At 68.7% G+C, this 13,796-nt stretch carries 11 protein-coding genes and 3 pseudogenes; 6 read left to right on the top strand and 8 right to left on the bottom strand.

The window, feature by feature from the left end; all coding sequences use genetic code 11:
- Position 1: 1 nt before the first annotated feature.
- Complete coding sequence (locus tag HUV60_RS20090; RefSeq protein ID WP_257848638.1) at positions 2 to 310, bottom strand: transposase; 309 nt, start codon at positions 308 to 310, stop codon at positions 2 to 4.
- A gap of 221 nt (positions 311 to 531) precedes the next feature.
- On the opposite strand from HUV60_RS20090, the gene HUV60_RS20085 reads away from it, so the two are divergent.
- Positions 532 to 696, top strand: a complete 165-nt coding sequence (locus HUV60_RS20085; protein WP_257848637.1) for a hypothetical protein — start codon at positions 532 to 534, stop codon at positions 694 to 696.
- 140 nt (positions 697 to 836) lie between these two features.
- Here the strand turns inward: HUV60_RS20085 and HUV60_RS20080 are convergent, their stop codons facing one another.
- From HUV60_RS20080 to HUV60_RS20065, 4 genes and pseudogenes are all read right to left on the bottom strand, one after another.
- Positions 837 to 1,379 (bottom strand): HNH endonuclease family protein, encoded by a 543-nt coding sequence (locus HUV60_RS20080; RefSeq protein WP_257848636.1) that lies wholly within the window; start codon positions 1,377 to 1,379, stop codon positions 837 to 839.
- 54 nt (positions 1,380 to 1,433) lie between these two features.
- A complete protein-coding gene (locus tag HUV60_RS20075; protein ID WP_257848635.1) occupies positions 1,434 to 1,661 on the bottom strand; it encodes a hypothetical protein in 228 nt (75 codons plus the stop codon).
- A gap of 550 nt (positions 1,662 to 2,211) precedes the next feature.
- Positions 2,212 to 8,062: pseudogene (locus HUV60_RS20070) on the bottom strand (RHS repeat-associated core domain-containing protein); the annotation flags it as partial.
- A gap of 41 nt (positions 8,063 to 8,103) precedes the next feature.
- Entirely contained in the window at positions 8,104 to 8,301 is a 198-nt protein-coding gene (locus HUV60_RS20065; protein ID WP_443047534.1) for a DUF397 domain-containing protein, read from the bottom strand.
- Between HUV60_RS20065 and HUV60_RS33980 the strand changes: the two are divergent.
- Positions 8,223 to 8,405: pseudogene (locus HUV60_RS33980) on the top strand (hypothetical protein); the annotation flags it as partial. The gene HUV60_RS20065 and the pseudogene HUV60_RS33980 overlap by 79 nt on opposite strands.
- On the opposite strand, the pseudogene HUV60_RS20060 reads toward HUV60_RS33980, so the two are convergent.
- Positions 8,406 to 9,158: pseudogene (locus HUV60_RS20060) on the bottom strand (helix-turn-helix domain-containing protein); the annotation flags it as partial.
- 134 nt (positions 9,159 to 9,292) lie between these two features.
- Between HUV60_RS20060 and HUV60_RS33595 the strand changes: the two are divergent.
- Together HUV60_RS33595 and HUV60_RS20050 are read left to right on the top strand one after the other, a co-directional pair.
- A complete protein-coding gene (locus HUV60_RS33595) occupies positions 9,293 to 9,640 on the top strand; it encodes a hypothetical protein (protein WP_331462007.1) in 348 nt (115 codons plus the stop codon).
- Between the two features lie 68 nt (positions 9,641 to 9,708).
- The gene (locus tag HUV60_RS20050) at positions 9,709 to 9,921 is read left to right on the top strand and encodes a hypothetical protein (protein WP_370626676.1); all 213 of its coding nucleotides are present in this window, start codon (positions 9,709 to 9,711) and stop codon (positions 9,919 to 9,921) included.
- A 50-nt stretch (positions 9,922 to 9,971) separates the two neighbouring features.
- On the opposite strand, the gene HUV60_RS20045 is transcribed toward HUV60_RS20050, so the two are convergent.
- Positions 9,972 to 10,460, bottom strand: a complete 489-nt coding sequence (locus tag HUV60_RS20045) for a hypothetical protein (protein WP_257848632.1) — start codon at positions 10,458 to 10,460, stop codon at positions 9,972 to 9,974.
- A 10-nt stretch (positions 10,461 to 10,470) separates the two neighbouring features.
- On the opposite strand from HUV60_RS20045, the gene HUV60_RS20040 reads away from it, so the two are divergent.
- Positions 10,471 to 10,902, top strand: coding sequence for a hypothetical protein (locus HUV60_RS20040; RefSeq protein WP_257848631.1), 432 nt, complete (start codon positions 10,471 to 10,473; stop codon positions 10,900 to 10,902).
- Between the two features lie 48 nt (positions 10,903 to 10,950).
- Positions 10,951 to 12,486 carry an ISKra4 family transposase gene (locus HUV60_RS20035; RefSeq protein WP_257848170.1) on the top strand — a complete coding sequence of 512 codons (1,536 nt, stop codon included), beginning with the start codon at positions 10,951 to 10,953 and terminating at the stop codon, positions 12,484 to 12,486.
- Positions 12,487 to 12,495: 9 nt separating this feature from the next.
- On the opposite strand, the gene HUV60_RS20030 is transcribed toward HUV60_RS20035, so the two are convergent.
- Complete coding sequence (locus tag HUV60_RS20030) at positions 12,496 to 13,131, bottom strand: protein kinase domain-containing protein (protein ID WP_257850171.1); 636 nt, start codon at positions 13,129 to 13,131, stop codon at positions 12,496 to 12,498.
- Positions 13,132 to 13,796: the final 665 nt, after the last annotated feature.

Genomic DNA, 13,796 nt, shown 5'->3' with positions numbered 1-13,796 from the left:
CCTATTGGGTCCCTGTCCGGAAACTCCGGGGCACCTCAATGCCGTTGTCGACGAAGTACCGCACCGCATCGATCATTTCGCGGTGGCAGAAACCCTCCGGGTTGCCCCCGCGGCCACATAGCCAGCCCGGCACAGGCATCACCCGCCGGACGATCTGCCATTCCTCGTCCGTCAGATCGGTCGCGTAGACGCGGGCCCGCAGCGGCCGGTCCCCGGCATTGCCGTACAAGTGAGCGAGGCAGTCACACTCCGCGGCGAACCGCAGGTCGGGCAACGGACGATCGGACAGGACGACGGTAGCGTTCTGCATGACGGGGCTTTGTTCCTCGCGTGGCTGGCTTAGACAACCGACACGCTATGAACAGGGCCCCGTCCTCATGCCCACTCCCGGACTCCGTCACCTGATCCAGGACACCGTACGGGACGCCATCGAACACCCGACGGTTGAGAAACAGCTAGTGAGGACTCCCCCGACGGAGCTGGCCAGACGATTGTCGGCACCGGCCGGGGCCGGTTCCCGCTCGCCGATGGGTGCTCGCCCCGCGCACGACGTGGCAGGCGCGGCGTCTGGCCGCCGACTTCGGTGAGGGGATGGACGCCCGGACCGCGTGGGTGATGGCGCGGCTGGCCCGCCACCCCGAAGAAAGCGGCTTCGCCATGGTCCACCTGAACGACGAACACCGCACCCCGGACTGAGGGGAGCGCGGGGTCAGGCGCTGGCCTCGGGCTCATGGAACTCCGACCACCCGGTTCCCTCGCCGGTGTCGGGCACAGGGTGGTCGTCGGTGGCCCAGAGCGCACGACCGAGAAAGTAAATGGCGATCATGCCCGCGAAGTCACGTACCGGCGGCGCTGTGCTGTGAGCGTGCGGTTTCTACGGTGACGGGTGTGTTCGGGCAGGCGTCGGCGAGCTCCTCGAGGGCGGTCTGTTCGGCGGGGTCGATGGCGAGTTGCCACCGGGTCTTGATGGTGACCCAGTCGGTGTAGTACTGGCAGCGGTAGGTCTCGGCCGGGGGCTGCCAGGTGGCGGGATCCTGATCGGCCTTGGACCGGTTGGAGCGGGCGGTGACGGCGATGAGGGCCCGCTGGTCGTCGAGGTCGTTGGCGTAGGCCTCGCGCTCGGCTGCCGTCCAGGTGCCGGCGCCGGAGTCCCAGGCTTCGGCCAAGGGGACGAGGTGGTCGATGTCGAGGCCGCGGGCGCCGTTGACGTAGGTGTCGTCGTAGGGGCTGTACCAGGTGCCGCCGGTCAGCGTGCAGCGCCCGGACTGTTCGGGCGCGTTGACGGCCTCTTCGAGGAGGACTTCGTTGCGGGTGCTGCAGCCGTCCTTGCCGGCGTCGACCCAGTCACCATCCCTCCGAGCGTCGACGGTTGCCCTCACACAGAGGGTCTGCCGTGGTGCCCACGGCAGACCCTCTGTCCTGATAGGGACGCGTCAGCGGTCGTGCTGACCCATCGGGTTCGAGTTGGCCTTCGCCTTACCGAGCCTGCGCCACAGGTCCCATGCAAAGCTCAGGCTTCCGAAGCCGAATAGCCAGGCGAGGTGGTCCCCTGTCAGGGCCATGGCGATGCACATCCCGGCCAGGGTCACACATGCGAGTGCTTCAGCCGCGGCCATCAGACGACCAGAGGTCGTCATCATCGGTTGCTCTTCAGGGTTCACGGAGTCAGCACCTAAGTCCTCCAGACCGTGGGGGGTATAGGATAGGGCCTTCCTCCCCATCTGCTCCTGGCCCAGCCTCCCCGCAGGACGGCGCAGCTCTTGGTGAAGCTGTAGATGTAGCCAGCCGAAGTGGCAACGTACCAAGAGTAGTAGCGCGCGGCGTTGACGGCATGCTTCCAGTTGCCGGGGACATAGTCCTTCACGATACCGAGCAAACCGGCAGCTGCTGCCGCTCCCGCGGCCAGCCGCCCCGTCTCTCTGCGTGTGAACTTGACTTGCACCCAGTAATACTGGATGGGTGTGGCTCCTTTGGAGGGACAGGCTGAGCTGGGCATTTGCCGGTTGGGCTCGACTGCCGGTCGTGGAGATCCTTTCGGAACCAGCAGGTCACGCCCGCGCGTCGCATCAAGATCGACAGCGCGGAGGGTGCCGGTCACCGCGTGACCCGCTGTCGTGGTCGAGTCGATCACTCGGGCGTGCCTCAAGCCGCAGTTCACGCAGCTAGGGCCGTCCCTCCAAAGGAGCCACACCCATACTGGATGGGCGACCACCACGGGTTCTTCCAGTAGCTGTAGCGGAAGGTTCCGTTGAGGTCGTAGCAGTTGACGGGGTCGCCCACGCAGTATTCGTACGCGTTGGCGTTGCCTCCAAAGACCGGGTCGGTCGACAGAAAGCGTCCGGTCGCGGGGTTGTAGAGCCGGACGCCCATGAGGCTGAGGCCGGTGACCGTCTCGCTGGAGCGCTGCTTGGTGCCGAGCCAGTTGTAGCGGGTGGGGGACTGGCCGGTCCTGGGTTTGCCGTACTCGTCGCTGTCCAGTGCCATCGGAGCCTGGGACGTGTCCAGCGGGAGCTGGAGGGCGACATCGCCGTGGATGGTGCTGAGTTGCAGCACAGTCCCGCCGGTCTGGCCAGTGATGGCGCCGAGGTCGCCGGAGAGCGAGTCGACGTTGCGGCTGATCTCTCCGGTGGTCGTGTTCTCGACGATCCAGCGTGGTGCGTCGTCGTCACCGCCGTAGTGGTTCACCTTGGACCCGGTCTGGGTCCAGGTGCTGCCGCTGCCCGACTCCGTCGTCCACGACCGCAGACGCAGGTTCGCGTCCAGCTGCCACGTCTGCCGCCTGCCGTCGGCGGTCTGCTGGTAGACGAGGTCGTTAGCGTAATAGCCGATTGTGCCCTCTCCGGGCAGGGCCGTGGTGCGGCCGAAGGCGTCGTAGGTGTAGCCGCTGTCTACGAGGCGGTCGCCGCTGTCGTAGGTGCTGGCCACGGTTGTGCCGCCGCTGGTCGGGCAGTCCATGCCCGGCGCGCTGGTGGCCGTGGTCAGCGACTTGCGGTTTGCGCGTGCGTCGAAGGTGTAGGACCGCCGGGTGCAGATCGTCGCCGACGTGTCCTGGACCTCGGCCAGTCGGCCGACTGCGTCGTAGCGGTGCGTCTGGTCCGACCACCCGGCGTGCGAGGTGGCCTGGCCGTGCACCGACGAGGTGACCGTGTCGGAGTACACCAGCGTGCCGTCTGAGTCACGCGTGTAGGCGCGTTCGGTGATCTCGCCCGCGGGGTTCCTCCCCACGTTCAGGCTGTATCCGCCGGGCAGTTTCTCGGTGCTCGGGATTCCATCCGCGTCGTACGTGGCCTGGAAGGCGCCCGCGACCGAGTCCGTGGCTTTGGTCGCCAGGCCCCGCGGCTCAACCGCCGTGTCGTACGCGTATGTGACGGTCGACGGTGAATTGTCCGTAGTCTTGACGGGGCGGTCGAGCAGGTCGTACTCGGCCCTGGTGGTCCCGCCGTCGGCATCCGTGTAGGAGATCTGGCGGCCGAGGGTGTCGTACGTCTTGGTGATGGTGCCGGCTGTGGTCGAGCTGCTCGTCAGCGCGCGGCCGGTGGTGCTGTCGTAGTCGATGGTGGTGGTCGGGACAGCCTGCCCCGTGCCGCCGGTCACGATTGCGGTGGTCGGGCGGCCGGCACCGTCGTATGTGGTGCTGCTGGTCCGGGTGACGCCGTTGGCGGTGGCGATCTCCACCGTGGTGTTGCCCCACGAGTCGTACTCATAGGTGTTAGTGGGCAGTTGGGTGGGATTGCTGCCGCCGCCGGTGATGGCCCCGGCCGGGCCGGTGGAGCAGAGCAGGTCGGCCCACTCCGGGCGGCCGGCGCAGGTGCCGCTGCCGGCGGCGGACCAGTAGGTGGTCACCTGGGTCGCGGCATCGGTGCCGCTGGCCCCAGGCAGCTGTTCTTTGGTAATCCGTCCCTGGGTGTCATATCCCCTCACCGTGGTCAGAGCCAGCCCGTTCGGGTCCTGGATCGTCTTGACCGGCTGTCCCTTGGCCCAGTCGTGAACGGTCCGCGTGACCCGGGTCTCGCCGTGGACGGTGGGGTGCTCCCGGACCTGGGCGCCGACCGTCGTCTCGGTGATCTGATCCTTGATCTTGGCGGTGCCGTCTGTGGGACGGTCTTCGTCGTACTCGTTGACCGTTCAGGTGCGGGCGGTGACCGAGGAGTCGGCCGAAACGAGGGTAGTCGTACCAGACTTCAGGTCTGTGGTGAGGTTGATCCGGTGCAGCGATCCGAACCTCTCCAGCTCGCGCGTGCCGGTGTCGTTATAGACGGTCCGCGTGGCGAGCAGGTCCGCGCGTTCAGCGCTGGTGAGCTGGGCGATGCCGAGGTCCGCCTGGGCCGCCTTGTCGGCAGTGGCAAGCCCCAGGGCGACGGCCCGGTTGGCCGCGGTCAGTTCGCGCACCGTGTTACCCGCCCGGTCGTACTCCGTGGTCGTGATGTGTCCACCTGGAGACGCGGAGTTGACCTCGCGGCCGGAGACGCCCAGGTAATGGATCTTGGCGCGTGCGTAGGAGCCGCTGGTGAGGTCACTGCCCGAATGCGAGGTCGGCGTGGCGTCGGCCGGGAACACGGCGGTGGCATCGGTCGGTGCGTCGGTCTGGCTCCACGCCTTCACGTCCGAGGCACCCATCTTGTAGGGGGCCGCGGTGCCGGTGAGCGGGACGTCGTAGACGACGGTGGTGGCCGCGGTCCCCTCGACCGTGTTCGTGGTGCCCTGCTTCAGTGCCGGACGGTTCGCCTTGAGCAGCATGCCCTCACCGGCGGCCGCGGCCGAACCAGCTTTGCCATAGGTGAAGGTCCACGGCTGGTCGGTGGACATTCTGTAGGACGTGACACGGCCCGCTGCGTCGTACGCGTACTGAGTTTGCGTCGACTGCGCCAGGCGGGGGTTCCACGCCTGGCGCAGACGGCCTTCGGCGTCATAGCGGTAGGTGGCCACGGCCCTCGCGGTCGCAGAGGAACCTCCCTTGCCAGTGGCATAGAGCAGGACCTCCTTGACCTGTCCCGCGTAGTCGCCAAAGGAGTCGAGCGTGGCCGTGGTGGAGGTGGCGTAGACAAACTCCAGCACCCGGCAGCCCTTGGTGGTCGGAGTCGTGTTATAGGTCGCCGCGGACACCGCCGAGGTTGGGGCGATGATCCGCTTGGGACGAGCCAGCTTCGCCCCGCTCACCGTCACCGCCTCGGAGACCACTGTGGTCGTGGAGTTGGACAGCCCGTCCAGCAGAGTGCTGGAGACCTGCCAGGTGGTGGCGTCGGTGTCGGGCTTGGCGAACTCCGTCACCACGCCTTGATTGTCGGTGAGTGTGAAGGACCCAGTGGTGCTGCCCTTGAGGGTGAGGTGCTCCGCGCCGGGCTCGGGAACCCAGCCGGTCTTGGCCGCGTTGGCGGTGAAGTGGATTTCGCTGTCGTCGGCAGTGACGACGGCTACGGCGGTGGCGGAGATCTGCTTCAGATGGGAGTAGTCAGAGTCGGTCAGTTCCGCTGTCGTGCCGGCTACCCACTCCTTGCCGAAGATCGCCGCTTGGCCCTCCTGCTTTGCCCCTGCGTCGGGCGTGCGGGAGGAGGCGGTGCGGTTCACTCCTATGCCGTAGTAGGAGGTGTCCGCCTCATCGATCGAATAGGTGCCCGTGAGCAGGTTCACGGAGCCGGGACCGATCTCCTGCGTGGCGGCGCCATCGGCGCTGCGGTCGACGACGACGGTCAGCGGCTCAGTGCTGCCCGAGGCACTGTTGGGGCCGGTGAAGTCGGCCTTGATCTGCACCGAGCCGTCGGGGTCGACGGTGCTGGTGGCGTTCCACACCAGCTGTGCGTTCTTACCGTTGGTCAGCGCCACGGGCCAGGCGGTGAGGGCGTTGCCGTTGGCGGTGACGTCCCCGACGGGGATCTTCACCCAGCCGTCGGCCTCGGAGCGGCGCCAGGAGAAGGAGACCTTGTCGTACTTGCTCGCGTCGGCTTCGGCGACCAGCGGCAGGCGGCGGGTAGTGCGCTCGCCGCCGGAGGGCTGGAGGAAGCCGCCGGGACCGGCGTGGAAGGTGTACTCGATCGCTTCAGACTTGTTGTCCGCCTTGTCCGCAGCGCGCACCTGCAGGGTGTGGGTGCCGTCCTTCGGCGGAGTGATGGAGATGGCCTTGGCGGCACTGGAGCCGCTGGTGGTGACCTTGGTCCAGGCGACGCCGTCCAGCGACCACTCCAGCCAGTGGTGGTCGCTGCCGGAGGGCGGGGTGGCGGTGAAGGTGCCCGCCTGGCCGGCGCCCTTGACCCAGGCGTTCGACGGGTAGTCCGTCGAGGTGACCTTCGAGGGCGCGGAGGGCGCCTTGGTGTCAACGGCAAACGTCTTCCACGCTGACCAGCCGGCGTTGTAGTGCGTGCCGTCGTACGGGCTGGTGCGGAACTTGTACGTCTTGCCGTCGGTCAGGACCCCGGTTGGGACGGTCACCGAGGCGACCTGCCCGGAGGGCACGTACTTGGAGACGATGACGTCGCCGACCTGGGTGTTGGTGGCGTTGTCGAAGATCTGGAAGGTGCCGTTGACCTTGTCACCGTCGGCGTCGATGAACGTGTCCCGCAGCATCGGCGTAGTGGTGTTGACCACGTACTCGCCGCTGTAGGAGAAGTACGGCGGGCCGGCCTCCTGCTTGGTGCCGGTACGCGGCCGGTAGTTGTAGGTGACCACCAGCTTCGGTGGGTTCGTGGCAGCGTTGGCGGAGTTGACGCGCTTCCACTGCGCCGCAACCGACTCGTCGGTGGCGCGGATGCCCATATGGCCGCGGGTGGCCTTGGCCGAGGCCCACTCCTGCGCCAGCGTGGTCACGTCGGCGTTGATCCAGCCGTCGGGCTGGCTGGTGCACGAGGTGTTGCCGCGGGTCTCGGTGGAGGTGGCCTTCTTCGCCGTCATGACCGGCCGGTTGGTCCACCGGCTGGAGGTGGATGCCGCGGGCGAGGACCACACCTCCCACGGGTACGCCTTGCAGTCGGCGTTGTTGCCGGAGTGGAAGTTCCACAGGCTCAGCTTGGCGTCCAGGACGAGGGCGTCCTGGACGGGGGTGGTGTTCCAGGTGATGAAGGACTGCGCAGTGCGGGGGGGTGCCGTCGGCGTTCGTGGTCCCCGGGTTGCCGAAGTCCAGTTCGACGTCGGTGGACCAGTCGACGGTCGTGCCCTGCTGGACGTAGGTGTCGAAGACGTTGCCCAGCGAGGAGGTCGAGGGGTCGACCGTCACCGGGTACTTCGTCTCCGGGTCGGCGAGGAACTCCGCGTCCGGGGTGATCACCAGGTCGACGGAGGAACCTTTCTGTACCACCTTCATGCCGACCCGGGCCTGGTGGGTGTGTTCACCGGATCTCTTGTCGACGGTGGAGTCCCACATCACCGGCGCGGGCATCACTGCCTGCTTCTTGCCCTTTTTGTCGGTGAACTGGACGCTGCCGTCGCCAAGTTGCTTGGCCTTCAGGCCCTTGGCCTTCAGCGGCAGTGTGTAGGAGTAGTCATTGGAAGCGGGGCGCTTCTTGATCTCGACGAACTGCTCGAAGCCGGTGCGGGTGGCCTCGATGACGACGTCCGCGTCGGGCAGGGCCTCGGGGTAGACCGCCCGGGTTCCGTCAAGTTCGGGCTTGGGCAGCCCGCCCTTCCACTGCAGGGTGATCTGCCGGTCGCCCTCGCCGAGGGTGACCAGGTCGGTGGCCTTGGCCTCGCGCGCGGCCTTCAGCGAGGCCGCCGGCGTGCCGGACTTGCCCGCCATCTGCAGGCCGCGCGGGTGAGCCTTGGGTTCGACCGTGCCGTCCGTGCTCCGCTCCAGGTCGAGGTCGACTTCGCGCCACTTTCCGGTGGCGCCGTCCTCGAACCGGATGGGTCCGGCGGTGAGTTCGGTGGTGAGCGAGCCGTTCTTGTTCACCCACGTCGTGGAGGTCTCGGTGCGCTCGGACAGCGCCTCGACCCGCTTCCCGGACAGTCGGGCGGCCACCCGGGCGGACGGGATGTCGGCGGCTTGCGTGGCTGCCGCCTTCTGCTGCGGCGCGTCAGAGGCTTGCGAGGGGGCGGCAGCTGCCGCATAGGTCCCTTCCAGCAACGTGACGGCCAATCAGGTGAGTGACGGGGCTGGCGCGGACTGTGAGGCATGAGTCAGTGAGGACCGACCATCCCCTTCTTGACAGCTGACACGAAGGACGCCCAGCCCTCGACCTCGAAGAGGATGGCTGGCCCTTGAGGGCGCTTGCTGTCACGGACAGGCATCAAGCCAGGGAAGCCTTCTGCGATCTCGACGCAGTTGCCCCCTTCACCGTTGGTGTATGACGACTTGCGCCATACCGCGTTACTCAGGTCGAGCGGGGTGGTCATGGTTTCGACAAGTCCTCCGCCACCGATTCGATCAAAGTGAGAGACGCCCCCGGCGGCAATGCGGCGGCCCTGGCCAGATCGTATGACGTTTGGTATCGCTCAACCAGTGCCAGGTCGTCAATGAGTTGGCCACTGTGTGGGCCCTCTACGTAGGCAACGGGTGGTGCGCCCCTGAAGGTCATGAGAGACACCACCCCCATCATGAAGGTGTGAGGCCCCGCCTCGTATGGATGGACCTGGATCAACACGCCACGGGTACCAGCGAGCTTCGCAAGCCAGGCCAACTGCTCAGCCATGACGTCCGTTCCTCCAACTGGCACACGCAGGGCTGCCTCGTGAACGATCTCCCACAGCAGAGGTCCTGCGGAATCGTCCAAAATCCGTTGACGCTCGACTCGGGCGCGTACGTACCCCTCCACCTCATCCTCTGACGCGTAAGGCAGCGTGGCCCGCGTCAACGCCCGCGCGTACCCCTCCGTCTGCAACAACCCCGGCACCAGCATCGGCGCGTACTCGCTGATCGTCTTGGCCCGTGTCTCCAGCTCCGCCGCGTCCGCGAAGTAGTCGGCGTGCTTGGACTTGCGGGCCAGTTCGCACAGTCGCTGGAAGTGCTCGCCGGTGCCCAGGACGTCGTCGAGGAGCCGGGACAGGTCCGGCTGCGGACGCCTCGTCGCAGACTCGAACTGGCCGATGTACGTACCCGAGCAGAACACCCGCTCACCGAGCTGGTCCTGCGAGAGGCCGGCGGCCTCTCGGACCCGCCGGAGTTCGCTGCCGAAGAAGGTTCGCGGCGAAGCGTACGGGTCCAGGTCCTGGTTGCGGTTCTGTCGGCCTGCCATCGGCGGTGCCCCCTTGCGATGTTCTCTGTGCGCGCCCGCCGGTTCCGCGGGGCCAAGTGCCGCTCACTGCCCGCAACCGCGTTGCTGGCACGCGACCTCTACCGAGCGTAGTCCCACAAGAGCATGCTGTGAGCATGAACAGCAGCAATCACCCCTCCCCCACCCGAACCGAACGCACGAACCCGACCGTCCCGTTCGCCTATCCGTTCCCGGACAACCCCCTCGCCTCCGCGCTCGCCGTCTCCGACGAGCTCAGCGCCGCCCTCGCCCTGCATGGCATCATCCTGCCGTCTCTCGGGCCGGAGTTGGCGTCCTGCACGACGTCCACCGTGCACCGTCCGCTCCTGGAGCTGGGCCGGGTGAATCTGTCCACGGCCCATCGCCTGACCGCCGTGCTCACCAACGCGGCAGACGTGCTCAAGGCAACGGCTCGCCCGAGCAGCGCTGACGACAACCGAACCGACAGCGGCACGAACCGGTGACCGCACCCCCACCCGGCCCCCTCCCGAACCCGCACACAACCACCCCGCCCTCACCACCCGCCGGAACGATCGTCATCGAGGAGTACACAGGCCGGGCCGGGATCGTCATGGACCACGTCGGCCCCTACCTCCAGCTACGGCCGGTCGGCGGCGGCCGGGAGTGGGACGCGGACCCGGCACAGGTCCGACCCGCCTCCCCCGCCGAGCGGCTGCACGCCTCCGTGGCCGCCGCCAATGCCCAGAGCCGGGCCCTCCCGCCGGACCCGGCGGGGCGAATCTGAGCGGGGAAAGCGGAGAAGCGGGAGAGGACGAGCAGGCGGCCGGCCACGCGTCAGGCCGCCTGCTCCTCCCCCGGGTCGTTGACGACCCACGCGTGATTGAGGGTGATCCACTCCTCGCGGTCCTCGATCGACACGGTCACGTCGTCCAGCCGCGGCCCGGCGAAGACGCGCTGCCAGGCGCGCTGCATCTCCTTCAGGTCGGGGAACCGCTTGCGGTGGTCGCGGTGCAGGGCACACTCGAAGAACTCGGTGAGGCCGTCCCGGAGGGCCGAGTCGAAGGCCTCGGAGGCGATCCTGGGGGGGTGCGGCTCTTCTTCAGTGAGCTGGTGATGCCGTGCGCCGTTGCCGTTCGTGCGCGGACGGCGGATCGTCGTGTCCTGAGACGTGGTCTTGGAGGCGGCGATGGTGTCGTGGCTGGAGGAGCTCGATCGGCGGGAGGCTGCCGCGCGGGAGGAAATCGCCGAACTGCGCTCCCAGATCGCAGAGTTGACCAGGCGAGTTGCTGACCGGGAGGAGAGGCTGTCCCGGCTGGAGATCACCCGGGAGACGATGACGGAGATCCTGTCCGGCGACGGGGCGGTGAGGGTGTCCGTGGACGAGGCCGCGGGGGAAGTGCCGGTGGAGGGGAGCGGGGCGGGATCGCCGGTCGGGGTGCGGCTGGTGCCGCAGTGGGAGCCGGGGCTTGAGGCGGATGTGCTGCCGCGCTCGTACCGGGACGTCGTCGAGGTGTTGCAGGACGCGGTGCATCCGATGCGGGCGCATCATCTGTGCGCCGCGCTGGGGTTGTCGACGGACAAGAACAAGGTGGAGGGGTTCCGTTCGAAGCTGAAACGGCTGGTGGAGCGGGGCTGGCTGGCCGAGGACGAGCCGGGCCTGTTCGCGTGGGGCGGCGCGCGGAGGGCGGGAGCGGGTGCGCCGGAGCGGGAAGCCGCGGCCGACGGGCGGCGTCGCGCCGGTGTGGGGCCGGGCTCTCGTCCCTAGCGTCGATGGTGCCAACCGAATTCGCCACTGTCCGAGGACGAGAGCCCGATGAACGCAGCGTATGAAACGGCCGCGGCGGCTGACCCCTTTGCCCGCGTGTTTTCTTCCCTCACTTTGCTGACCACCCGCCTCTCCGGCCCTGAAGCACTCACCGCGACGCATGAACAGGTGGAGGCCGACGTCGAAGCGGGCTCCCGGGAGCTGGGGCGACTGCTCCTGCAGGCCCATCTCCAGTGGCGGGCCCGCCACGAAGAGGACCACCTGTCCGCCCTCGGTCCGCGGGAGCGGGCTGCGCTCGCCGGCGGCCGGAGCCGGCTGGAGAAGGGCCACCGGCGGCAACTGGCCACCGTGCTGGGGCCGGTGACCGTGACCCGGTGCGCCCTGCGCGGCGCGGGCATGACCAACCTCTACCCCGCCGACGCCATGCTGGGCCTGCCCCACGGCCGGCACAGTCTGGGACTGCGCCGCCTCGCGGTCCTCGAAGCGGTCCGTAGTTCCTACGACACCGCGCTGGAAGCGATCGACCGCGGCTGCGGGGGCCGGGTGGTGGGCAAACGCCAGGTGGAGGATCTGGTGCGGGCCGCGGCCGTGGACGTCGCCGCGTTCTATACGGCCCGCACCCCCGCGCCGGCCCCGGCCGGGACGCTGCTGGTGCTCAGTGTCGACCAGAAGGGAATCGTGATGCGCCCGGGCCACCTGCGCGAGGCCACCGCGAAGGCCGCCGCCAGGGCCCGGCGCACCTTCCGCACCCGGCTCGCGGCCGGGGAGAAGTCCTGCCGCAAAAGGATGGCCACCCTCGCCGTCGTCCACGACGCCGAGCCTGCCGTCCGCCGCCCGCACGACGTCATCGCCCCGCCCGGCGGCCGCACCGGCCACCGCACCGTCCGCAAAGGACCCACCGCGCGGGCGAAATGGCTCACCGCCTCCGTCCGCGAGGACGCCGAAACCGTCATCGCCGCCGCGTTCGACCAGGCCGAAGCCCGCGACCCCGAGCACAGGCGGACCTGGGTCGTACTGATCGACGGCGCCACCCACCAGCGGGAGCTGATCCAGGCCGAGGCCGCCCGCCGCAATGTCACGATCCACATCGTCCTCGACATCGTCCACGTGATCGAGAAGCTGTGGGCAGCCGCTCGCTGTTTCCACACCGCCACCGATCCCGCCACCGAGGACTGGGTCGGCAGCAAGGCCGCCCGGATCCTGGCCGGCGACGCCCCCGGCGCCGCCCACGACATCCGCGCCGAAGCCGACCGCCACCACCTCAGCGACGACCAGCGCGCCGCCGCGGACAAAGCCTGCCGATACCTGGACAACAACGCCGACTTCGTCCACTACGACCAGGCCCTGGCCGCCGGCTGGCCGATCGCCAGCGGCGCCGTCGAAGGAGCAGCCCGCCATCTGGTCGCCGACAGACTCGACATCACCGGCAGCAGGTGGACCGTCCCCGGCGCCGAAGCCGTCCTCACCCTCCGCGCCGTCATCAGCAACGGCGACTTCCCCGACTACTGGATCTTCCACACGCGGAAGGAGCACGAACGACTCCATCCCTTACCCGACCAGCACATATACGCACTTCAAGCCTGACTCGGGATCTCACTCAGACAGAGCCACACCCATCCTGGGGTGGGGCCACTTCTTGGGGTCGGTCTGGCGCGCGAGGACGGAGCCGTCGCCCCACTGGGGCAGTTCCCCGGAGGCCATCTCGTGGAGGGTGACGGCCAGGGCGTACCACTCGGCATGGGCGTCGTATCGGCCCCGGGTGATGTTCTCGACGAACGGGTCGAGGTAGCCCTCGGTGCCGGCCCGGACGGCGTCCACGTCGAGGCCGGCGAGGGAGAAGTCGAAGAGGACCAGTTGCCGGGTGCCGTTGGGGCGGACCCGGATGGCGATGTTGTCGGGCTTGAGGTCGCGGTGCCACACGCCTTCGCCGTCGAGGAAGTCGACGGCGGCGAAGAGGTAGGTGGAGTAGGTCTCCAGCTGGTCGGTGAGGAGCGGGCCCCGCTCGCGCAGCTGGCGGGCGACGGTGCGGTCGCCGGCGTGGTCGAGGACGAGGACGGTGCGCGGGCCGATGCGGATCGGCTCGGACAGGGCCGGGTGGATGACCTTGGAGTCGTTGCGCAGCTTGGACAGGACGTCGGCCTCGCGGCGCAGCGCCTCGGCGTACTTGTCCTTGCGGGCGATCTTGAGGACGACCGGCGCCTTGTCGCGTTCGAGGTCCTCGGCGAGCAGGGCGCGGGAGGTGGAGCCCTGGCCCAGGCTGCGCTTGATGCGGAAGCGGCGGCCGACGACGTCGCCCGGGGCGGCCTCCAGCGGGTCGCCCTCCTCGCCCGGGGTTTCCGGGGTCGGTTGCGGCTCGGGCCTCGCGGGCCTGAGTCCCTGTTCGACGACGTCGAGCCACTCCAGGAACTCCGCGGCGGTGCGGGTCGAAGGCCGTGGCGTCCAGGATGATCTGGTCGACGTCCTTGGTCAGGCCGTCGGCCACGGCGGAGGGCACGAGCCCGCGTCCCTGTTCGAGCCTGGCGCCCAGTTCCGCCTGGCTGCTCGCGGAGGGTTTGCCGGTGAAGATCAGATAGCCGAGTACGCCCAGCCCGAAGACGTCGAGGGCGGTGGGGTCCGGGGACTTCGCGGTCACCTCGGGGGCGAGATAGGGGTCGGCGGCCTCGGAGACGTACGCGGCGAGGTTGTTCGACGGGATGATCTCGTGTCCGCTGCTCAGGGAGGAGCCGGAGCCTCCCGCGACACCCTGGGGGCGGGGATGGCGGACCGCCGTCTGCCATTCGGCGATCTGGAGAACCGGGTTGAGCCAGCGGTCCTCGTCGCTGCCGGTTCCGGTGCGCGGGCCGGGCAGCACGTGGACGGCGCGGGCGTGCAGGGCGCGGTGGAAGAGGAGGTGG

This window comes from Streptomyces sp. KMM 9044, from assembly GCF_024701375.2.
Classification (GTDB): Bacteria; Actinomycetota; Actinomycetes; order Streptomycetales; family Streptomycetaceae; genus Streptomyces.
Note: the sequence above shows the minus strand (reverse complement) of the source record. Positions and strands in the feature narration are given on the sequence as shown.